The following is a 22713-nucleotide window of genomic DNA, read 5'->3' on the forward strand; positions in this document are numbered from 1 at the left end:
TTCATCTCCGTTTAATGATGTGCGTCTATAATAAAATTCAACCCCCTTTTATAAATATAACTTAGACCCGCGGCCTGTTGCTGTGGGTCCCTTTTTTTGTTGGGGAAGCTGGCAGATATGCAGGATCAGCTGCCATCATCGAAGTAAAGGTCATTATAAAACAGACAAACCGGCACATTAATGTGCCGGTTAAAACCCTTCCTAAAAATGCCATAGATAAATAATAGTTTATATAAAAATTCAACATAAGTCTATTCCTTTTTTCGCATAGATTGTATTGTAATTATGCGGCCGCGGCGCAAATTTTTTTGCTCAGAAGGGGATATTCGAATGGACGATTACTATTGGGACAATAAAATTGAATATTTAAGCAAAACGAGATGGTTGAATTACAACGATGATTATTTGAACTTCCTTCTAAGAAGCGTTTGGAATATTTCATCTCCTGTTCGGATCATCGATTTTGGTTGCGGCTACGGATATTTAGGGACCAAGCTGATGCCGCTACTCCCTGAAGGGTCCACGTATACGGGTGTAGATGTCGGTCGCAAGTTAATTGATTATGCACAAGAAACATTTCAAAACGCTCCATTTCAAACCGAATTTATACTTGGTGATATTCAGGAAATGGATTTTGATCAAAAGTACGATGTTGTCGTTTGCCACGCCTTCTTAATGCATGTGGAAAATCCGAAGGAAATTGTTCAAAAAATGATAAATTGTTTAGTGGATCAAGGCAGGATCATATGCTTTGAGCCTCACTGGATCTCAAGCATGGCGAGCTACTATCTTGACGGCCACTATCCATCAGATGTCGTTCAACTAGGGTTACTTCAGGAGTTATTTGAAAGAGATGCACAGCGGAGTGGGAAAGACGGTAATGTAGGGATTAAGTTGCCCATCTATTTAAGTCAACTAGGGGTTAGGCAAATTGAATGCAGAGTCAGTGATAGGGTGAATTTTCTAAATCCCAAATCTGATTCTGAAGAAAACAGTGTATTGTACAATTCCTTAAAGGAAGATGGCTTTGGTGCTGATCCTGGGGAAGAAGAATCATTTATTACAAAATTGGTGAACCGTGGCGCTAGCATCGAAGAAGCTCAGAAAGAGTACAGGCTGGAATCGTTCTTATCAAAAGCTTTTAACAAAGACGTCTTCCTCACTTATGCTCCTAATATGAAGATAACTACTGGAATCGTTGAACGATAAATCCGCACAAAAAAATCCCGCATCCCGATCCGCGTAAAGAACTTGTTATGATCAGCGACGAGGAGGCGGGCAGTAAACAATAAGAAGGGGTTGATGACCAGAATGCCTACTAAAGAATTTGTGAGTTTTCCTATATTGCCCGAAAATGAAGTCATAACACAACCTCTCATTCTCCCACCGTATGCTACTCAAGCGGATAAGGAGTTCTGGGAAGAAGAGAGAGACAACCGAGATCCCTTTTACGAAAATACTCTCCTGCTTCATTATCCTACCATTCGTAATCGCATGGGGTATGACCTTGCGAAAGGTTCAGGAAATGCTTTCGTGTCCGAAGATGTTGTTGTACAACTCCAAAATGAAGGTCGCTTTAACTATCCAGCGGAATTCTATCAGCAGTATCATTACAAGTACTTCGAAGCAATTTCAGAATTATGGGCTTGGCGTCATACAATCGATCAGCCAAACAAGACCAAACTCAAAAAGTGCCAAGTGTTTGCTGCCGCACTGTATGACTGCGTAACCGGTTTAATCGAAGGGGATTACCCGGATTTTATAAGCAAAGCACATAAAGATGCTTTTTCTGCGTTGCTTTTGCTGTTAAAAAACGAAGGTCCAGCTTCCCCGCTTCATAGTCTGCAAATTATGTATTCGTTGCATTGGATTGGCTGGATGGCAGAACTGCCAATTACATGCCGAACAAAAGTCTGGGCAGGAGTATGTTGCTAATACAGCATACAAAGCTTATCAATATTTAAAAAGTGCAGGAACGACATTCGAAGATATCAATAAAGAAAACCAGTGGGACGACTTAACTAGGCGAGGAGCTCAGCGAATTTGGCTGGCATATACTTACCAGAGTCTCCTAAACGCCAATAATGCATGGCAATATCTCGATTCTGTACCGGGTACCTCTAAACAAAATATGAATGATGTTTATTTTAGTTTTTTGGATTGGTATCCCAAAGCCATGGATATTCTCGGTAAAGATGGGGCCTTAACTCAAGACGACAAAGCATTTCTTTTAAAACTAAGCCGCGTCACCTCAAAGGTGGATTTACCAGTGAAATGGAATGATTTCTACGCAATGACTGATTTAATTGAACGGCTACTTAAGGAGTGGAAGAAAGCAGGTTGAATACATACATTGGTTCAGTACTGCTGATGACGGCCGAAAGCCAAGTCATAAGGTGATTATCATTTATAGATGGATATGTGGAGGGCTAGTTGTTTTTGGTAGCTCATTTTTCTTTATTAAATAAGGAAAGTGGTAAAATATTGAGAGTGCAGTGTCCTTGTTGGGACTATTTTACTTTCAGTATCATGAAAGAAGCATTCTTTGAAATCTGTGAAGCATGAAGAGCTCCCGATAAACAACGTACACTCGTTCAATTAATGTAACACGATTGAAATCTTATCTTCATCTCCGCTTAATGAAGTGCGTATATAATAAATCTCAACCCCCTATTAATAATATAACCTAGACCCACAGCCCGTTGCTGTGGGTCTCTTTTTTGTTGAAGTACTGGCAAAGATCAAATAATATTCAACGTTCCATGCGAAACAATATTTTTACTATGTTCAGTAATCTATCAGTCAAAACTCATATCTCGATTAGCGGGTTTCTTAAGTAAATATCCGTTATATTGTATCAGAAGGGAGGTTATGGGATGAATACGATGAAGAACCTGAATGAAGCAATGCAGTACATCGAAGAGCATTTATGCGAAGAAATCAATTATGAACACGTATCGAGAATCGCTTGCTGTTCCGAATATCATTTTAGACGGATATTTTCGTATGTTGCAGGGATGTCATTGAGCGAATACATTCGCAAGAGAAAATTGTCATATGCAGCAAGCATCCTACAAGCTGGTAAAGAGAAAATCATTGATATCGCATTCAGACTGGGTTACGATTCACCCGACGCATTCAGCAAGGCATTTCAAGCCATGCACGGTATTAATCCATCTCATGCACGGAAAGATGCTGTTAATCTTAAAACATTCCCTCCTTTAACCTTCCAACTCACATTAAAAGGAGGATATGAAATGAATTATAGAATCGTTGATAAAGGTAACTTCTATATGATGGGTGCCGGGGGTAGAATTCCTTTGATCTACAACGGTCCGAACCCGCACACCGCAAATGTATGGAGAAAGTTGAGACAGGAAGATTTGCTCGTGTTAATGGAATACTCCAAGATGGAGCCGAGAGGCATATTGAATTTATACTCAAACTACGATGATAAACGAGTTGAGGGGACCGAACTGGATTTATTCGTGGGCATCGCTATGGAAGAACAAATGCCTGACCGTTTCAAATCCAGATTTGATGTCATGCCGGTAGAAGCTTCTACGTGGGCGGTATTCACAACGATCGAACATCGACCCTATGAAACACAGGAGACTTGGGGCCGAATTTATTCGGAATGGTTTCCCACATCCGGATATGAAATGACGGATGGACCGGAAATGCTGTGGTATGAAAGCTTTGATTTCAGTAAGCCGGATTTCAAAACTGAAATTTGGGTTCCAATTAGAAAAATAGTTGCTGAAACGAAATGATTAGTCGAACGAAATAGATATGTAGAGACGGCAGCTGGCCAATGTAACCGGCTGCTGTTTTTTGGTTCAAGTAAAGGATTGCTTACTCACATCATTGAATACTTAATATGGGATTTGATGTAAGGGGCATGAATCGGGAATTTACTACTCGAGAGTATACAGGTACGATAGCGCAATAAAAACAGAGGGGGATTATTGGATGCTACCTTTATCATTTACAACCGAAGAGTCAATCGAATTCGCTAAGCACGGCTGCATCGAAGAGTGGGTGCACCTTTTTCTAAAGACAGCGGGAGGCAACGAGCCATTTTCTGAAGGGCTTAAGCTTCAGCCAAGATATTGGGCAGGTCCTGTGCGTTTACCGCTTCAAGAGCTAATCCGGTGCTGCGGACCGGAAGAGGAGATGGAATATTGCGTCCCGCAGGACAGCTGGGACCTACACGTAGCAGAGCTGATGGAGCTCTATCGCAAAGATTGGTCATATCCGCCGTTGATCGTTCAGCTCGTGGCCGGGCAGCTGTCGATTCGGGATGGCAATCATCGTCACGAAGCGATGCGGCGTTTGAATTACTCGGAATGCTGGGTCATATTATGGGACAGCGAAAGTCAGGAGAACCTGGCTCAGTATGCTGAGCGTTAGACAGTCCGAGAAAAACGCAGAAACAGCCAGAAATTAGGAGGGCATAAAGTTGGCAAGTTTGTCGCACATTCACTCCTTAATCGGTTCACCGGTACGTACAGGTTTGGGAAGAGTTGAGCGATAAATCAATTTCCAACTATGCGGAGGAAGTACAGGATCGACGACCGCATATTACGTTAGCAGGGTATAACTCTGATTTGGCAATTGAACAATTCATCAGCGATTTTGACCGTTTCTACGAATCTAGCAAACCAATTCCAATTACACTGAGCTCTTTAGGAACTTTCTTGCACACAGGAATCGTATTCCTCGCTCCTATTCCTTCCCTAGAGTTGTTAAAGTTACATGAGAATCATCTTAATCACTTTGATAAATATCGAGCGAATGCCGAAACGCATTATCTCCCCAATAACTGGGTGCCACACTGTACAATTGCAAACAGATTGAACGATGAGAAGTTAAAGGAGGCTATCGTATACTGCACGAAGAGAATCGAACGCCTAACCGCTTCAATCGTTGAAATATCTGTAATCAAAGCGATTTATGAAAATAATAGATGCATAAAGTCACCATCCATTCATACGAACGTATTTGGTTAATGAGATACTCGAGAAGAGGTGCTGTTCATGCTGCAAACGGTTACAGGTCAAATTACTGCGCAGGAAGCTGGACGAATATTGGAACATGAGCATGTGCTCGTTGGGTTTGTGGAAGACGGAAAGCTGACACCGGCTATGTATGACCGTGACGAAGTGGTCAAATCCATCCTTCCGTTTTTGTTGAAGTTGAAGGAAGCCGGATGCAGCACGATGGTGGACTGTGCACCGGAGTATTTAGGGCGGGACCCTTACATTTTGCGGCGGTTGACTGAACTGTCCGGAGTCCATCTAATCACGAACACCGGATTTTACAAGAAGCCGTATCTGCCTTCTTTCGCGTATGAGATGTCAGAACGAGACTTGGCCGATATATGGATTCGGGAAGCGAGGGACGGCATTGGAGAAAGCGGGGTGTACCCGGGTTATATCAAAATCGCGCTTAATGACGGAACGGCAATCGACGAGATGCAGCTGAAAATCCTCCGTGCAGCTATGCGAACCTCGCTGGAAACCGGCCTGCAGATTCAATGTCATACGATAGGCTCTGAAGTCGCCATGCACGCATACGAAATTATGAAATTAGCGCAGTTCGAACAGGATCGATTCATTTGGGTCCATGCGCAAACATTCAAGGACACTGATGTTTACAAGCGGCTTGCGGAGGCAGGAGGTTGGATCTCAATCGACTCCATTCTGCCTGGGACATATGAGGAGCATGTGGATCTGCTAGGTCAATTACTGGGCTGCGGCGTCGGTGACCGAGTGCTGTTGTCTCAGGATACCGGGTGGTACAATGTAGGACAGGACAAAGGCGGCAATATGCGTCCTTATCATCACTTATTTACCGACTTTTTCCCTGCAGCAGCGGCCAGTGGTCTCGATCCACAGTGGCTTGAGGAATGCGTTACTAGTCATGCGTTTCAGGCTATGAGTATGCGATCCTAACATCTAATACCGGATCATACAACGCTTGGTGGAGGCACGCGGAGCATTACCATACAAAACCATCGCCTTAATAAGACGATGGTTTTGTGATTTATATGAAGAACAGCATCAGCCGAGCTCATTAACAACTTGAGAATGGCGAACCGTCTGCTTGCTTCTGCTGTAAAAGAAGCTAACGCTGAGTACGCTGAGCAAAGTCATGGCTGCGCCAGTAAAGAGCGCCGGCACAATGTGGTCACCGAAGTCGGCTGGTGACTGGATAACAGCGCCGGATTGGAAGACGAGACCACCAATCGCGATGCCGAACACACCTCCGAGCTCGCGCATCGCGTTGTTAACACCGCTTGCCTCACCTGCGGCTGATTCAGGTACCGAGGAGAGGACTCCATGCGAGAGCGGCGTGAAGCTTAGTCCCATGCCGGTTCCGGCCATTATCATGAACGGGACCATGTAGCCAAACGGAAAATCGACACCTAAATCGAGAATTTGAAGCCCGAATCCGAGCAATGCGCCTCCTTGGAGCAGTAATCCAGTCAGCAGAACGGTGCGGGTGCCGAGCTTCCCGACAGCCAGACCTGCAAGTGGCGCAGCCAGCATGGTACACCCGGTCCATACCATCTCGCGTACGCCGGCTCCCAGCGCGGAATTGCCTTGTGCTTGTTGAAGAAACAGCGTGAGCAGGAAGATAGCGCAGAAGATGCCTGCATTCATCCAGAAGCTAGCCAGAACGAGGCCGGTGTATTTGGAACGGCGGAAGAGCTCAAAGCGGATCAGGGGATATTTGCGGGTGCGTTCCCACAGATAGAAAAGTGCTAGCAGTACCGCGCCTCCGACAAGATAGGATAGGACGAGTGCGGAACCCCAACCGTCGTTATTGCCGCGTTCGAGTCCGAAAACGATACCGAACAGACCAGCTCCAAGAAGTAAAATGCTGGGCACGTTGACCGGTTTGCGTTCGCCACGTGCTTCGGGCAGCCAGCGCAAGCCAAGCAAGAAGGCTAGGACCCCGACGGGAACGTTGACCCAGAATATGAGCTGCCAAGGAGCCCCGTTGACGATCAGACCACCGACAAGCGGCCCGACGGACAAGCCGAGTCCTGAAATGCCAGACCAAATTCCGAGCGCGACTGCTCTTTTTTCCGGAGGAAATGCGGAATTGACGAGTGTCAGACTAAGTGGAACGACCGCAGCGCCTCCGATGCCTTGGAGTGCACGGGATAGTATAAGCTGAATTGAGCTTTCGCTAATACCGGAGAGGGCGGAGCCGATCGTGAACAGCACAATGCCAGTCAGGAACATCCGCTTGCGGCCGAAACGCTCACCAAGGACGCTGAATGGAATAAGCAAGACGGAGAACGCGAGAGTGTAAGCGTTCATGAACCATTCCAGGTCGGAAATACTGGCATGAAATGATTTCTGAATCGCAGGCAGCGCGACGCCGATGACGAGATTGTCGAGCATTGCCATGAATAGCGCAGCACAGGTGATGGTGAGCAGTTTGACACGTGAGGATGTAAACATTGCTATCACTCCTTTTTGTTATTTATTAATAAATAAATAATTAGCCGCAATTTTCTAATTATTTATCAATAAATAAATACTTCATCAAACAATACGCAGCGGGATCGATTGACAGAAAGCCATGGTAGAGAGTCCGCTGCGCTTCATTACTTCATTCAAATAGAGTCGTTCCGTTAATGTTCGTGTTGCTCTGGATCATTCTCCCGCCATCGACACAGATACGGTAGGTCAAGCGTTTCCGACATTGCAATCAGTAGACCGAAGCTGATGAAGCTGCTCGCTTTTTGCTTAGGCTCAGAAAGTCCGGCTTGCGTGAACCGGTTCAAGACGCGATCGTAGACCATCTCCATTTGACTGCGTGTATGTTTGCGGATCGAAGGCTCGGGAGTCGCATATGCCATCATAATCAACAGAATCTCGTCCCGGTGATCAGCTAGCAGATCGATAAATGCTTTGCCCATTGTTTCCTGAAGCATATTTGGCGGCGCCTGAACGGAGCTGAATGCATACAGAATTCGCTGATAGGCGCGCTCTAAGACAGCTAGATATAACGATTCTTTCGTCTTGAAAAAATGAAATACGTAAGGCTGGGTAACGCCAACGGCCTCTGCGACTTTAGCGGTCGTCGTCTTGTAATAGCCGTTCTCTGCGAAGAGAGTCGCAGCAGCATCAAGGATCTGTTCTTTGCGGTTTAGGGAAGCGTCTTCCTTGGATGTCATTTCGAATGTGCCACCTTAAGCGTTATTTATTGACTAATAAATTAGTAACATATGGGACAAGTGTCTGTCAATGACCTTACGAACATTTAGGCAAGTGGGAGGAGTTCAATGCGGATTGGCTAATGTTGCCTAACTGTACGATCAGCGTTTAGTTATAACTATTATTTCTATTGCAAAACCCAAATATGGAATGTTAAATTTTGGGTAATTGGAGTTATGTTTATCGCACTTGTACTGGTAGTAGTTAAAGGAGGAGTTTATGACTTATAACGAGGTTGTTACAATCGCTGATGCCTATTTGATTCCATTGTCATTAAAGTCGTACGGGTTGGATGGCTATGAAACCAAGCCGGTTAAGGCGCATTCCGGTGGGCGTAATGTCGTTTATACGTGTGAGAAAGAAGGCACCGATGTAAAAATGCTCAAAATTGCCTTCTTAAATGACAGAAGCCGGGAAGAATTGATGAGCGAAGTTGAGTATATTAGGTATTTATTTGACCATGGCGGAAGTGTCTCCAATGTAGTCAGCTCCCAGAAGGGGAATCTGCTGGAAGAGATAACCCATCATAATCATACCTTTTTTATCTGCTTGTTTACTAAGGCCAAGGGCAAAATACTCGTGGAGAATAGTTACCAGTACCGCGATGGAGCTCCAATCACGGAATATTATTATAATTGCGGTAAAGTTCTTGGGAAGCTGCACCAATTATCCAAAGGATATCGTCCTGTCTCGCGCCGGTATAGCTTCTTTGACAAATTCAATGCCGAATATATCGATAAAACGATACCCGGCTCGTTATCTCTTCTAAAGGGGAAGGTGGTTGAGCTACTTAACACTTTAGAAGGATTGGAGAATAACAGTGCATCCTTCGGTATGGTCCATTTTGATTACAACGATGGGAATTACTCGATCGACTTTGATAGCGGACAAATAACCGTCTATGATTTCGATAATTGTTGTTACTGTTGGTATATGTTTGACTTGGCGAGTCTCTGGACACAAGGAATGGGCTGGATACAGTTTGAGCCTGACGCCGGTAAACGCAAAAGATTCATGGATGATTATTATGAAACAGCACTCGCGGGATACAAATCAGAGACTGAGACCAAGCATTCGATGTTCGAAATGCTGCCCTTATTTATCCAAGTAAACCTCATGGAAAGTATAATAGATGCATTTGATGTCATGCGGAACAACGGCGAAGTGCCGGAGTGTGATGAGGCGTTGTCCTATCGGATCAAATGTCTGGTGAACGATATCCCATATATGGGGTTTTTCCATGAAATGTATTCGTGTGAAGAACCCTTTGAGTGTGAAAAAATAAATATTTTGCTGAGTTCAAGTAGCAGCCGAAAATAGTTTTCATGGAAAGCCGCGTATATCGCGGCTTTTTTTGCGTCGACTCTGTTCGACAAATTATTGGAAAGTAGTTCTTTATACTTAATTGACATAACATGATATACTATTTACATGTAGTAAGATGGATATAAATGTCTATGTTATATTGACATAATATTAATATATTCTATATTATTAAGTGGCTGAAGCCGATAGTATACCCGCATGCGAATAGGCTTTTAGTGTAGTCAAATATAGAGGAGGACTGTAATTGACCAGTAAAATCAAGATACCCAAGCTTATTGTTCTGCCCATTGCACTTGCGCTTTCGATTGCACCGTTAATGCCTAATGGAGTGCCCCGTGCTCATGCCTTTGAAGCCGCGGATGCCAAAACAGCGATTGAGTCGTACAATGCTACTTTCTGGGACGCAAATGCCAAGTATTTCTGGAAAACCTCTAATCATGACGGATATCAGGACTTTTGGGTGGAAGCAGAGCTGTGGGAGCTTGTCATGGATGCTTACCAGAAAGCCACCGATCCGGTTCTAAAAGCGAAGCTGCGTACCCAGATTGACGATGTGTTTGACGGAGCGGTAGCGAAGTATGGACAGGACTGGAAGAATAACACGTTTAACGACGATATTATGTGGTGGGCGATGGGTAGCGCAAGAGCCTATCAGATTACGAATGACCCGAAGTACCTCGAGAAAGCGGAATATTATTTTAATTATGTTTATGATACGCAGTGGGACGATGAATTTGCCTCTGGCGGTATTTGGTGGAAGAGCGATGACCGTACAACGAAGAATGCTTGCATCAACTTCCCTGCTGCAGAAGCAGCTGTATTTCTGTTTAACGCGACTCAGAACGAGCGCTATCTGAATGCAGCGGAGCAAATTTACCGTTGGGGAAAAACGATGCTGACAGACGGAAACGGGAAAGTGTTTGACCGGATTGAGACGCAGAGAGGGCCAGTCCCGGATGCTACTCACTATAATCAAGGAACGTTTATCGGTGCAGCCGTTGGCCTGTATCAGGTAACTGGAGACAAGATCTATCTCGATGACGCAATCGATGCAGCCCAATTTACGAAAGAAAGACTAGTGGATGCGAACAAGCTGCTGCGCTATGAAGGCCCTAATGGTGACTTGAAAGGCGGCAAGACGATACTTGTCCGCAATCTCGGCTATCTTCAGCAGGCCGTAAATACTCGCGAGGAGAGCGCGTACCAGACTTTCGCCGAAAGTTATAACGAGTGGCTTGCCTTTAATACGGATATGGCATGGAGCCACCGTAATCCGACCAATATCGTGGATGGGAACTGGGCAGGACAACAGCTGTCCGGAACGTTTGAATCGTGGAGCTCAGCTGCGGCTGTAGAAGCTTTGACAGTGCTCGAGCCGCATAATAACGTGTTGAACTATGCAAGCAAGAATCCGTATAGCAAGATTGAAGCGGAGAACTTTAATGTCATTAAAGGTCCGGGAATGGAAGAAAGCATTGAAGGCTCGCTTCAGCTAGGCGGGATTCAAGATGGTTACTATGCCGCTTATAAAAATGTAGATTTTGGTACGGGACAAGGTGCAAGCGGTTTCATTGCGCGGGCGTCAAGTGGAACGGGCGGCGGTAATATCGAGATCAGGCTGGATGCACTTGATGGTCCGAAGGTTGGCACGTTACGCGTCGATGGCACAGGCAACTGGAACAACTTCATTGATGCTGTAACGCTGCTTAAGGACGATCAAGGCCAAACAAGCTCCGTGACAGGCGTCCATGATGTTTATCTCGTATTCAAGAAAACGAACGATAACTATTTGTTTAATCTGAACTGGTTCAAATTTACGAAGACCGATCCGACTAAGACCGACGCCTATGCTAAGCTTCAGGCGGAGAAATTCGCAAGCAGCGCAGGGCTCGGCATTGACGGCAGCGGACAATTCGCAGACGGAATTCACAATAACGCTTATGCTTCTTATAGCGATATTGATTTTGGCTCAGGGGCGGCAGGGATTACGCTGCATCTCACAAGCGGCAATAAAGGCGGCTCCGTTGAAGTGAAACTGGACAGTCTCGATGGCGAGACGGCAGGCGTGATCGACATCCCGGCACTCGGCAGCTGGCAGAATTGGGTCGATATCACTTCGATTATCGATGATACGAAAGCGGTTGGCGTTCATGATGTGTATCTGATCTTCCATGGAGCTGACGGCAACGACTATCCGTGCAATCTGGACTGGTTCACCTTCTCTACGATAAAAGGCAAAGCAAGAGATGCCTACAGCAAGCTGGAAGCAGAAAATTTCACGAACAGCGTACAAGTAGGTACGGAGAACGGCGGTAATCAGACGTACTTGGCAGGTGTATATGGCCCGAATAATCCGTATGCGATGTACAACTACATTGATTTTGGCAATACAAGCCCGACTGAATTCCATATCCAGGCAGCAAGTGCAACAAACGGAGGAACGATAGAGGCACGTATTGACGGTATTAACGGCCCTGTCATTGCGACTGCCGCGGTAGGCGGAACTGGCGGCTGGCAGAATTTCCGGGTGTTTGATGGCCAAGTTAAGGCTCCTGTAACGGGTAAGCACCTCGTCTATCTATTGTTCAAAGGGAGCGACTGGTTATACAACTTTGACAAATTCACCTTTGGTATCTCCTCCGTATTTACGGCGCAACCTCCTGCTCCTGAGCCTGTCGCAGATGACACTGCGCCAGGTGAGGTAGAGAACGTTCAAGTGACTCGCAATAACAGCGATATGACCGTGTTATGGGATGGTCCGTATGATCTTGATGGTGACGTTGTGAATATAACGCTGCAACATGACGGAGTGCAGGTTGGGGCTGTCCGAGAAGTGAAGCGAGGTGTTCAGACGGCCGTGTTTACTGGCATTGAAGCTGACCAGAGTTACTCGCTCCGGTTCAGCACTGCTGACAAATCCGGTAATGAATCAGCTGGTATTACGGTAGACGTGAAAGTTGCGCCGGTCTATGCCTTGACGGTGAGTGGAGCGACTTTATCAGATGGCGCAGCAGTAGACGATAACGGATACATTAGCTTCCAAGCAGGAGATGGCCTGACTACAATTAAAGCAGCTAGCGTGACCTTTGACGGCAAAGTGTATCCTCTTGCTTCCGGTAGTTCGAGTGAAGTTCGAATCGAACTCGCCGGCCTACTTGGGACAAAGAGCGTTGCAGTCCAAGTAGAAGATATTGCAGGGAACAAGGTTCAGAAGACGATTTCGATTCAAGTTGTGACGAGTTTCGGTAGTCTGAATAATCTCGTTGCCAGATACAAAGCTGCAAACGAAATAAGCGGTTCATTGGCTTCGCAGCTGACGAACAGCCTAGATCAGGCGCAGCATCAACTGGACAACGGCAAGCACGATCAAGCGATTAAGTTTATGAACAAATTTATTGATCAGGTTAACAAGGAGAACAAGAATAACATTTCGGATCAGGCGAAGTCCGTATTAACTACGGATGCGCAGTCGCTTATTGGAAGCTGGTAGGCGAGGAAAGTGATTAACGGGTAGAAGAGAAGAGACGAATCGATTTGACCACTGTACTGGGCAAATTCGATTCGTCTCTTTTTGATAGCAGCCGTTTTATTTAGTTTCATTTATCTTTGCTTGCATGGAGGGAAGCTGATCGAGAACTTGATTCAAATAAGGCTTACCTTCCAAGTTTATTTACAAAAAAAATCAATGATTTTTTTAAAAAAGATTGAAACAGGAAGCTGCTGCAAGTACCTATAACCACTAACTCAGCTCTTTTCGAGTGACGGCCTATTTGCTTGTGCCCCAAGGAGGCGCCGCGACAACAGCAAGGCATAAGCCAGAAATACGAATACGATAAAACCATACAACAGGTAATAGCCGCCGATATTGTAGATTAGACTGCCAATGATCGGGCTGCAGGCCATCCCCATATAACGGAAAAAGTTATAAGCTCCGACGGCTGTCGCACGGTTTTTCGTGAATGCTCCGGTCAGCAGCGTCGTCTGCACGGGGAGCGAGAGCCCGAGGAATAATCCGAAAAGAATAATTCCGACTAGCAGCCAAGCTATTGAAATGGAGTAAAAGATGAGGAAAAACAACACCGCTATGGCATTTAGAAAAGTCGTTAGAACGACCAGCTTCTCTCCATCAATTCGTGATTGGAGCTTGCCGCCTAAATAACTGCCGACCACGATGCAGAGTGACATCGGCAGAAACACCAATCCCTTTTGCTCGGCTGACAGGCCGTATCGATCGCTTAAGATGTTCGGCAGGAAAACAAGAAAATCGTAGAACACATAATACTGAATAAATCCAAGATAAATAATGGACGACCCGATCCGATTCTGAAGAATCGCTGCAAAATCCCGCAATTGAAAGCGTCCGGCTTCGACGTTGTCCAGCTTCGTTTCCTTCAAATACAGGTAGTTGAATATCAGCACAAGCAATCCTGTTGCTGCAAGAGCGAGAAAAACAGAGTGAAAATTGAACAAACCGCTTAGGAAGCCACCGATAACTGGCCCGAGTACAGGACCAAGCGAAACCAACATTTGAAAAGTTCCCATCGCTTGTCCGCGTTCTTTGCCATCGAACAAGTCGCTAATGACCGTAACGGCAACGACTGATCCCGCAGCGATTCCGATAGCTTGCAGCGCTCGGAAGAATATAAGCAGCTCTATGCTTCCGGAGAAGAAGCACCCGGCCGAAGCGATAACATACAGCGATATTCCGAACAGCATGACTTTGCGGCGCCCCTTCGAGTCCGTGAGCGGACCATAGATCATCTGCATGATGGCAAGAAATAAGGTGAACACTGAAATCGTCAAATTAACGACGAATGAGGTGGAGTGGAGTTGACTAGCCACCTCCGGTAATACCGGGGTGTAAATCGTTTGCGTGAACGGCCCAAGAAATGCAGCAAACGCAACGAGATAAACAATGAATTTACGATTCATGACGTTCAATCCTTTCTATGAAATGCTATTGCCATCGTACTTGATATCCATTATTTATTCCAACGCATTGCATGCTATAATCTCATTGACTAGAAGGAATGAATGGAGCGTGCGAGATTGGAACTTCTTCAGCTGCACTATTTTCTCACAGTAGCTCGTTCGGAACATGTGACCGAAGCTGCTCGGAGTCTACACGTCACGCAATCGTCATTAAGTAAAACGATTCAACGCCTTGAGGAAGATCTAGGAGTATCGCTATTTGATCGAAAAGGCAGGAAGCTGCAATTGAATGCGTTCGGAAGAAGCTTTCTTCGGCGTGCTGAAAGGGCTTTGTTTGAATTGGAGCAGGGGAAGCTGGAGCTGAGCGACTTGCTCAACCCCGATCACGGCACCCTTGAATTAGGGGTGACTAGCGCAAGTGTATTGCCGGGCATTCTTCGAGAATTTCGAAAAAAGCGGCCTAATATTCAATTTCATGTGCAAATGCTGACCACACAGGAAATGGTTATGCTTCTGGAGAGAGGTGAGGTAGATTATTGCTTATCATCACCTCCTATCGAAATGGATGACATCGAATGTCAAATCGTGCACATCGACCCTATTCTTGTGGCCGTTCCTAGGGGGCATCGATTGGCAGATCGAAGCAGCGTATCCTTGACCGAGCTGAGGGATGAATGGTTTGTTGGAGTAAAGGTCGGCTTCGGCACGCGCGATCTAATGGACGCGGTATGCGGATCAGTCGGATTTGCCCCTCATTATGTGTACGAAGGGGATGAACCGGCAAGGCTGATCAATCTGGTGGAAGCCGAGATTGGCATCGCCTTCATACCAAGCACGGCAAGGAATGAACGAGCACAAATCCACTATCTCCAGGTGGAGACTCACGAAGTGGTACGGGAAATCGCATTGTTGTGGCATAAGAGTCGATATCTATCGCCGCCTGCAGTGGAATTTCGCGAGATCGTTGTAGAGTTTTTCGAGACCATATCCAAACAGACAAATAAATAAGCCATAATTAACAGGTACTTGACTTCCGTATGCTATATTAATAAGGTGATTTTCCTAATAATTCGTTACGGAGGCACCTCATGTTTCAGTATAGCAATCAGAAATATACCGAAGTAGAATTTGGCTCACAAGATTTAAGGTATGGCGAGCTAATAAGCTGTACGTTTGATCGTTGCTCGTTCGCTAACGGAACATTAAATGAAATCGTCTCCAGCAACTGTCGGTTTATAGAATGTGATTTTCGCGGGGCATTGTTGAATGGTTCTATTCATAACGAAACTGCATTTGAGAATTGCCGTTTTAACGGAGCCAACCTGTTTGTTTCGAAATTTGAAGCTTGCAAAATGACAGGCTCGGATTTCTCCAGCACCACTATGGATGGAATCTCTATTATTAAAGGTGACTGGTCCTATACAAATTTGAGACATGCCAATTTAGTCAGACAGGATTTGCGTGGGGTTAAATTCCATGAAGCAGATTTGTCAGGAGCCAATTTAGAGAGGGCCGACTTAAGGGATTGTGATCTGAACATGGCGATACTGGGCAATGCGAAGTTGCATGGCGCAGATGTAAGAGGGGCAAAGTTGGAAGGAGTGGATTTCAAATCACTCAACATTTCAGGAATGCGAATGGATAGGGAGCAAACGGTGCTGTTTGCCCTTGCTCATGGTGCTAAAGTAGGTTAATCAAGGCAACAATGCTACAAGGGCTGTTCATTTTGAGCAGCCCTTGTTTGTTATTGAATAGCTATACCAAAAATGTTTCTGCACGATGAAGCGGATTTACTACTCATGCCGTCTAATAGGTTGGAGGTGGTTATAGTGAAGCCCGCCGGCTTGAAATCCCACGAAAACTTTAGGAAAGACCCCGCGCAAGCGCTTGAGCAGCTTATGGAGGCGTTCGGTTCCGTCGTGATGCGCACAGCTTATTTCTATACTGGCGATCGTCATCTCGCTGAGGATATAAGCCAGGAAGTATTTTTGCGTGCCTATCGGAATTGGTCATCATTTCGGGGGGACAGCGCCGTGAAAACATGGATGACAACCATTACGGTCAATGTATGTCGAGACAAAATGGGGGTTCGGATGTTCACAGAGCAGCCGACCGACCTCAGTCATATGGAGCTCGGACGAACGATTAGCGTCGAGGATCAGGTCCTTGAACAGCTGAAGAAGAGCGAAGTCCTGCAGCATGTGCTGTGCTTGCCATTGCCCTATCAGGAAGTATTATATCTGTATTATTACTTGGAACTGAGCACGAAGGAGATTGCAGTTGCAACACAGGCTCCTGATGGAACGGTGCGGGGAAGGCTGCATCGAGCGCGCGAGGCGCTCGCCCGGCGAATGAATAAGGAGGAATAGACAAATGACAAACATAGATCAGGATCATCAATTCAGTCAGCAGTTTCGAAAGGAGTCGGATGAGATGCTGTTTAGTACTGTTGAATTAAGCGATCGATTGAAGCAGAAGATACGGCAGCAAGCAGCTGTGGAGAAGAAGCGCCGCTTCTTCGTTTTCTCGAAAGCTTGGATGAATGGAGTCGCGGCAATGGCTGCGGTAGTTCTCATTGTTGCTGGCATTCTAGTGTTTCAAGGGCCGTCCGCACAGCCGACTGCTCCAAACCAAATTGGCAATGTAGATATCCCATCGACTAATGAAGGGAGCTCTGGATCGGAGCTGTCCCAACTGGTCACCACTAAGCTAAATACGGTGGAAGAAGCACGGCAAGCTTTCGGACCAGGACTGCTTGTCCCGAACGAGTTGCCGGAAGGCTTCACACTCAAGGAGATTTCTGCTGTGGGGATGGAAGGAGAACCGGTGAGGGATGTCAATTTCACGTATGTATCTGGCGACAAGACGATCACGTATGTCGTAAGCCGTATGCAAGCAGCTTTTCCGACTGATCTGTTCACCAAGACGCAGATTGGCGGAAATAACGGTTTCATTTTTGAACAGGCAGAGCTCACTGAATTGTATTGGATGGTGGACGATGTCCAGTACTCGATTGTCGGCAATCTGACTGGATTAGAAGCAATGAAGGCAGCAGAGTCTGTAAAATAAGGGAAAAAGAACGCGGGGCTGAGAATTCTAACGGTTTCTATAGAGCTTATTTATACGATAATAACCATTCTGGAATTCTAACGGTTACCATAGAGCCTATTCGGGTCAAATCGGGAATCAATTCCTGCAAAATCACCTAATAGCGTTGCCGGTAACCGTTAGATGACCAGAATTGCGATTTGAGACGAAATAGCGTTCCTGACAACCGTTAGCGTATGCATGGGACCCGGACTTGAGCGTTTTCTCCTCAGGAATATCGTGTGATGAAGAAAGAAGGATTGACGATAAAACAGGGCGTCTGATTATGGGACTAAATGGAATTCGTGTATAATGGAACCGAGGTCATTTTGATGTGACTATTTCTTTTTTAAAGGACGGAGGCTCACGATGAAAAAGGAACAAATGGAACGTATTCACTCGGGCAAAGGCTTTATCGCAGCATTGGATCAAAGCGGAGGCAGTACGCCTAAAGCGCTCTTACAGTACGGAATCAAAGAGGACCGTTATTCGAATGAAGAAGAGATGTATGAAGTCGTTCATGAAATGAGAACACGCATCATTACGAGTCCAGCATTCGATTCTGCTTATATCTTGGGTGCCATTTTGTTTGAAAATACGATGAACCGTACGATTGAAGGTAAGTTTACGGCTGATTATCTATGGGAGAACAAAGGGATTGTGCCATTTTTAAAAATTGACGAAGGTCTCGCCGAACTCCAGAACGGCGTACAGCTCATGAAGCCAATTACGGGGTTGGAAGACCGTTTGAAGCGCGCAGTGGAGAGAAATATTTTCGGTACGAAAATGCGTTCGGTCATTAAAGAAGCGAATAACGATGGTATAAGAGAGGTTGTCGAGCAGCAATTCGATGTTGCCAATCAGATTATAGCTAAAGGCCTCGTTCCCATTATAGAGCCTGAGGTTGATATACATAGTGCAGATCGGGATCAAATCGAGCAGATCTTGAAAGCTGAGCTCTTGCGAAAATTAGCTGCACTTGATCCGGACGTGAAAGTTATGCTTAAACTCTCAATCCCTGCGGAAGATAATCTATATAGCGAACTTATGCAGGAGCCGCATGTTTTGAGAGTTGTTGCATTATCCGGAGGATTCGAGATGAAGGAAGCTAACGAACGATTGGCTAACAATCACGGCCTAATCGCCAGCTTCTCGCGTGCTCTGTCCGAAGGTCTTACCGCCCAGCAATCTGCCGAGCAGTTCGATGCGAAACTGTCTAACACCATAACTGCCATATATAACGCTTCGATCACTTAAGATAAAACTTCTCAGTCCCGTAGGGCGAGCAATCGCTGATCGGGACTTTTTTATTCTTCCGTAAACCCCGTACGAGGGACAGCCGATACTCGTCTCGGAATTCGGCGGTATCTTCTGCAATAAGAGCCAGCGCGATGGCTGGGGATATTCCGCCGCTGCCGACGAAGAAGACTTCAAGAAGCGCCTCCGCGATGTCGTGCAGCCCATATATCTAGCTGGCGTCGTGCAGGGCTTCTGCTATACGCAGCTGACGGACGTGGAACAAGAGATTAACGGACTCTTGACTTACGACCGCGAGCCGAAGCTGCCGCTCGATGCGATCAAAGCAATCATTGAAGGCCGCTAAAGCGCAGAGCGCAAAATACGCAAGTAAGCTCGCAGACTTAGTTGTCCGCGAGCTTTTTTCAAGTTTCCAAATCTCAAAGTCGGTCCAGGCGGCAATCGAAAGCGGCATGCCTTACATGCTACAATAAGCTGGTAATCAAAATCCCTATAGAAAAGAGATACGTACCATGATCCCGATTAATAGGTTGGAAGTAGAAGCCGAGCTCCGAAAATTCGTCGGTGCTGAGGCTTATATCCATAGCGAAGCTACTTCATTCGTATTCGTACGCAATTTCAAGGTGCGAGTAACGCACGCTTTTATCGCAGGGGAAGGGTCTTTCCGAGCCGCGCTACGTTTCGACGGTCACGGCTGGCTGCGGATGGAAGCACTCACGCATTTCGAGGTGGACGGGCTCGGCCGTCTGTTGCTGGCGGGCTATGATGACAGAGGGCGCATGAACGTTGCGCTGCATCTAGGAAGGGAGCCTTTTGAAGAATGAATCATGAACAAGCGCCGAAACGCAAGCTGCTGGCGGTATTCGCCCATCCTGACGACGAGTCGTTTATCTGCGGAGGCACGTTGGCCAAATACGCCTCCGAAGGCGTCGAAATCACACTAGTCAGCGCAACGAAGGGCGATATGGGCCGCCGAATGGGCAACCCGCCATACCTCAATCGCGAATCAATGGCCAGCGCTCGCGAGCAGGAGCTACGGGAAGCCTGCGACTGCCTGGGCATCGGTAGGCTGATCTTCTTCGGCATCCGCGACAAAACCGTCGAATTCGAGGACGAAGCATCGCTTATTGGGCGCATCGAAGCGCTTATCCGCGAATTGGAGCCGGACGTCGTGCTGACGTTTCATGAACGGTACGGAGGACACCCGGACCATTGTGCGATCGGCAAAGCCGCGACGGCTGCCTTCCGGCGTTCAGCGGACAAGAGCAAGCTGTACTTCATTACGTTCGGTGATGCGCTGAAGCATCCCGAGAATTATGGGCACACGAAGAAGGACGTTGTTCGTGTCGACGTGCAGGCGCACAATGTGGCTAAGCTTGCCGCGTTCCGAGCTCACCGCTGCCAGACCGAAATCGACGAATGGGTATGGCAATCCGATCAAGCAGCGCTGTCTCGGTTCGGAAAGCATGAATATTTCCTAAAAGGGGACGTCAACGCGCGGCAGCAGGCAAATGACGATTTGTTTTAATCCCGTTTACGTTCAGTAACGACACAGAAGCCGCTAGTAGAATCTAGCGGCTTGTTGTGTTCGCTCTATTGGCGTAGTACGCGCCTTGTTTCATAACGATGCGCCATGGCGTCGGTCGCGCATCATCTACAGCGGCTCACCTAAGAAAGCGATCCTTCGCCAAGCGCGGAAGCGGCAAGCGTCTGGATGACCGAGCTGTCCATCGGCGGGTTGTGCAAGCCAGCGCGGACGTCGCGGTAATAGCGCTCCAGCGGATTCGCGCGCGACAGGCTGGTGCCGCCGACGATGCGCATTGCCAGGTCTACGACACGGATGGCATTGTTCGTGACCGTATATTTCGCTAATCCGAGCTCCGGCTTCATCGCGGTCCTCTCCGGCGGTTCCTTGTCCCATCTTTCGGCAGCCGCATACAACAGCGTGCGGGCAGTGCGAAGCTCGATCTCCATCTCCCCGATCATCTGCTGAACAGCAGGGAGGGTGGCAATCGGCTTATCCAAGGAATTTGGCTTATAAGATCGGGCGAATGTCAGCGCATAGTCGCGCGCAGCCAGAGCGATGCCCATGTAGCAGGCTGGAATATGAAGCAGCCAGCCGCCGCCGTCATCGGTGCCTTTGCCGGTCAGCCGGTTGTCCTTGCCGGTGAAAGCGCCGTCCAGCACGACGTCATGGCTGCCCGTTGCACGCATCCCGATCGTATCCCATGTCTCCACGATCGACACCCGGTCCGACCGATGGACGAGAAAATTGGCCGTACAGTCTTCGTCCGGGATATAGGCGGACACGACGAAACGATCGAGAATCGGCGACAGCGTGCTGAATGTCTTGCGTCCCGATATCCGCCAGCCGCCGTCCGCTGCAACGGCGGTCGTTTCTGGACGGCCGCCGCGACTCGGGCTGCCGGAGGACGCTTCGCTGGCGAATGTGTTGATCATCGTGCCGTCCTTCACGACAGAGCGGCACAATGCTTCGAACGTCTTCGCCGGCCACTTCCCGGTCGTACGCAAATGCATGATTTGGCCGAGATGCCAGCCGACGGCAAGCGCGGTCGAGCCATCCCCGTAAGCGAGTCGTTCCTGCAGTAAGACGAACTCGTACAGCGGGATTTCATCTCCGCCGAAAGCCCGAGGAACGGTCAGCTTAAGATAGCCGTCCTCCCGCAGGTCGGCAAAATTATCAAACGGAAAAGAGCCCTCGCGATCGTACTTAGGCGCTCGCTCCGCGAATCGGACTGCCAGCCGCTCGGCAAGTGTGGCTCGGCCCCGTTCTTCATCGTTGCGAATCGGGCTGTCAATGAATCGTTTCATCATGGCTCACTGGAAGCCCAGTATCGGATGCGGCTGGTACAGTTCTTCGAGCTCATGGATTTCCTCTGCAGTGAGCGTAAGCGAGAGCGCCGCGGTCGCATCGTCCAAATGTTCGGGCTTCGTCGCGCCGATGATTGGCGCCGTGACAGCGGATTTGCTCAGCAACCAGGCCAATGCCACTTGGGCTTGCGGTACTCCGCGCTCGGCCGCGATGCTCCTGACGCGTTCGACGATCGCGCGATCCGACTCGACCGCGGACGTATATAGCGTCTTGCCGAACATGTCGGTCTCCGACCGTTCGCTGATTTCGTCCCAGCCGCGCGTTAAGCGGCCGCGGGCCAGTGGGCTCCACGGGATGACGCCTACACCGAGCTCTTGGCAGAGCGGAAGCATTTCCCGTTCTTCTTCGCGGTACAGCAAATTCAAATGATTCTGCATGCTCACAAATTTGGTCCAGCCGTGCTTCTCCGCCGTGAACTGAGCTTTGAGAAACTGCCAGGCGTACATGGACGAAGCGCCGATATAGCGGGCCTTGCCGGACTTGACGACGTCGTGCAGCGCTTCCATCGTTTCTTCGATAGGCGTATGCGAGTCAAAGCGGTGAATTTGATAGAGATCGATATAATCCGTGCCGAGTCTTTGGAGGCTATCGTCGACTTCGCTTAGAATCGCTTTTCGCGATAAGCCGGCGCCGTTCGGGCCGGGCCGCATACGGCCGTGAACCTTGGTCGCGATGACGACGTCCTCGCGCCGGGCGAAATCCTTCAGCGCGCGTCCGACGATTTCCTCGCTCGTGCCATCCGAGTAAACGTTGGCCGTATCGAAGAAATTAATGCCGAGCTCGATCGCCTTGCGGATGAAAGGACGGCTCCGCTCTTCGTCAAGCGTCCACGAATGCGATCCTCTTGACGGTATGCCGTAGCTCATGCAGCCCAGACATAGTCTGGATACCTCGAGGCCAGTTTGGCCCAGGCGTGTGTAATCCATATTCGATTCCTCCTCTGATTTCGTCGATCCATTAGGCGAATGAAATCTGCTAATC

21 protein-coding genes and 1 pseudogene are annotated in these 22713 nt (G+C 47.6%); 17 read left to right on the plus strand and 5 right to left on the minus strand.

The window, feature by feature from the left end; translation table 11 throughout:
- Positions 1-330 precede the first annotated feature (330 nt).
- The 7 genes from AC0LWF_RS13365 to AC0LWF_RS13395 all read left to right on the plus strand — a co-directional run bounded on the left by AC0LWF_RS13365 (position 331) and on the right by AC0LWF_RS13395 (position 5957).
- Positions 331-1209: a methyltransferase domain-containing protein gene (locus AC0LWF_RS13365; RefSeq protein WP_474652018.1), complete on the plus strand. Its 879-nt coding sequence runs from the start codon at positions 331-333 to the stop codon at positions 1207-1209.
- A gap of 102 nt (positions 1210-1311) precedes the next feature.
- Positions 1312-1935, plus strand: a complete 624-nt coding sequence (locus AC0LWF_RS13370) for a hypothetical protein (RefSeq protein ID WP_474652019.1) — start codon at positions 1312-1314, stop codon at positions 1933-1935.
- A complete protein-coding gene (locus tag AC0LWF_RS13375) occupies positions 1871-2344 on the plus strand; it encodes a hypothetical protein (protein ID WP_474652020.1) in 474 nt (157 codons plus the stop codon). Before AC0LWF_RS13370 ends, AC0LWF_RS13375 begins: the two co-directional genes overlap by 65 nt.
- 532 nt (positions 2345-2876) lie before the next feature.
- Positions 2877-3773 carry an AraC family transcriptional regulator gene (locus tag AC0LWF_RS13380; protein ID WP_474652021.1) on the plus strand — a complete coding sequence of 299 codons (897 nt, stop codon included), beginning with the start codon at positions 2877-2879 and terminating at the stop codon, positions 3771-3773.
- A 199-nt stretch (positions 3774-3972) separates the two neighbouring features.
- Complete coding sequence (locus AC0LWF_RS13385) at positions 3973-4413, plus strand: hypothetical protein (protein ID WP_474652022.1); 441 nt, start codon at positions 3973-3975, stop codon at positions 4411-4413.
- A gap of 113 nt (positions 4414-4526) precedes the next feature.
- Positions 4527-5012 (plus strand): 2'-5' RNA ligase family protein, encoded by a 486-nt coding sequence (locus tag AC0LWF_RS13390; protein WP_474652023.1) that lies wholly within the window; start codon positions 4527-4529, stop codon positions 5010-5012.
- Positions 5013-5039: 27 nt separating this feature from the next.
- Complete coding sequence (locus tag AC0LWF_RS13395; protein ID WP_474652024.1) at positions 5040-5957, plus strand: phosphotriesterase family protein; 918 nt, start codon at positions 5040-5042, stop codon at positions 5955-5957.
- A gap of 108 nt (positions 5958-6065) precedes the next feature.
- Here AC0LWF_RS13395 and AC0LWF_RS13400 read toward each other — a convergent pair whose 3' ends face one another.
- Together AC0LWF_RS13400 and AC0LWF_RS13405 are read right to left on the minus strand one after the other, a co-directional pair.
- Positions 6066-7478 carry an MFS transporter gene (locus AC0LWF_RS13400; RefSeq protein WP_474652025.1) on the minus strand — a complete coding sequence of 471 codons (1413 nt, stop codon included), beginning with the start codon at positions 7476-7478 and terminating at the stop codon, positions 6066-6068.
- A 173-nt stretch (positions 7479-7651) separates the two neighbouring features.
- Complete coding sequence (locus AC0LWF_RS13405) at positions 7652-8197, minus strand: TetR/AcrR family transcriptional regulator (protein ID WP_474652026.1); 546 nt, start codon at positions 8195-8197, stop codon at positions 7652-7654.
- 259 nt (positions 8198-8456) lie between these two features.
- On the opposite strand from AC0LWF_RS13405, the gene AC0LWF_RS13410 reads away from it, so the two are divergent.
- Both AC0LWF_RS13410 and AC0LWF_RS13415 read left to right on the plus strand, forming a co-directional pair.
- The gene (locus tag AC0LWF_RS13410; protein WP_474652027.1) at positions 8457-9557 is read left to right on the plus strand and encodes a phosphotransferase enzyme family protein; all 1101 of its coding nucleotides are present in this window, start codon (positions 8457-8459) and stop codon (positions 9555-9557) included.
- A 250-nt stretch (positions 9558-9807) separates the two neighbouring features.
- A complete protein-coding gene (locus AC0LWF_RS13415; RefSeq protein WP_474652028.1) occupies positions 9808-13053 on the plus strand; it encodes a carbohydrate-binding protein in 3246 nt (1081 codons plus the stop codon).
- Positions 13054-13307: 254 nt separating this feature from the next.
- Here AC0LWF_RS13415 and AC0LWF_RS13420 read toward each other — a convergent pair whose 3' ends face one another.
- A complete protein-coding gene (locus AC0LWF_RS13420) occupies positions 13308-14495 on the minus strand; it encodes an MFS transporter (RefSeq protein ID WP_474652029.1) in 1188 nt (395 codons plus the stop codon).
- A gap of 117 nt (positions 14496-14612) precedes the next feature.
- Between AC0LWF_RS13420 and AC0LWF_RS13425 the strand changes: the two genes are divergently transcribed.
- The 8 genes and pseudogenes from AC0LWF_RS13425 (at position 14613) to AC0LWF_RS13460 (ending at position 20367) form a co-directional block, all read left to right on the plus strand.
- A complete protein-coding gene (locus tag AC0LWF_RS13425; protein WP_474652030.1) occupies positions 14613-15503 on the plus strand; it encodes a LysR family transcriptional regulator in 891 nt (296 codons plus the stop codon).
- A gap of 80 nt (positions 15504-15583) precedes the next feature.
- Entirely contained in the window at positions 15584-16189 is a 606-nt protein-coding gene (locus AC0LWF_RS13430) for a pentapeptide repeat-containing protein (protein ID WP_474652031.1), read from the plus strand.
- Between the two features lie 135 nt (positions 16190-16324).
- On the plus strand, positions 16325-16864 hold the full coding sequence (locus AC0LWF_RS13435; RefSeq protein WP_474652032.1) for a sigma-70 family RNA polymerase sigma factor: 540 nt from the start codon (positions 16325-16327) through the stop codon (positions 16862-16864).
- A gap of 4 nt (positions 16865-16868) precedes the next feature.
- Positions 16869-17564, plus strand: coding sequence for a DUF4367 domain-containing protein (locus tag AC0LWF_RS13440; protein WP_474652033.1), 696 nt, complete (start codon positions 16869-16871; stop codon positions 17562-17564).
- Between the two features lie 387 nt (positions 17565-17951).
- Positions 17952-18839 carry a fructose bisphosphate aldolase gene (locus AC0LWF_RS13445; protein ID WP_474652034.1) on the plus strand — a complete coding sequence of 296 codons (888 nt, stop codon included), beginning with the start codon at positions 17952-17954 and terminating at the stop codon, positions 18837-18839.
- Positions 18840-18909: 70 nt separating this feature from the next.
- Positions 18910-19185, plus strand: a pseudogene (locus AC0LWF_RS13450) (glycoside hydrolase family 2); the annotation flags it as partial.
- Between the two features lie 166 nt (positions 19186-19351).
- Positions 19352-19663: a DUF1806 family protein gene (locus tag AC0LWF_RS13455; protein WP_474652035.1), complete on the plus strand. Its 312-nt coding sequence runs from the start codon at positions 19352-19354 to the stop codon at positions 19661-19663.
- Entirely contained in the window at positions 19660-20367 is a 708-nt protein-coding gene (locus AC0LWF_RS13460; protein ID WP_474652036.1) for a PIG-L family deacetylase, read from the plus strand. The genes AC0LWF_RS13455 and AC0LWF_RS13460 overlap by 4 nt, the downstream gene beginning before the upstream one ends.
- Before the next feature lie 140 nt (positions 20368-20507).
- Here AC0LWF_RS13460 and AC0LWF_RS13465 read toward each other — a convergent pair whose 3' ends face one another.
- Positions 20508-21671, minus strand: coding sequence for an acyl-CoA dehydrogenase family protein (locus tag AC0LWF_RS13465; RefSeq protein ID WP_474652249.1), 1164 nt, complete (start codon positions 21669-21671; stop codon positions 20508-20510).
- A 6-nt stretch (positions 21672-21677) separates the two neighbouring features.
- Positions 21678-22658: an aldo/keto reductase gene (locus tag AC0LWF_RS13470; protein WP_474652037.1), complete on the minus strand. Its 981-nt coding sequence runs from the start codon at positions 22656-22658 to the stop codon at positions 21678-21680.
- Between the last annotated feature and the right edge of the window lie 55 nt (positions 22659-22713).

The sequence above is a fragment of the Paenibacillus sp. sgz302114 genome (assembly GCF_056120345.1).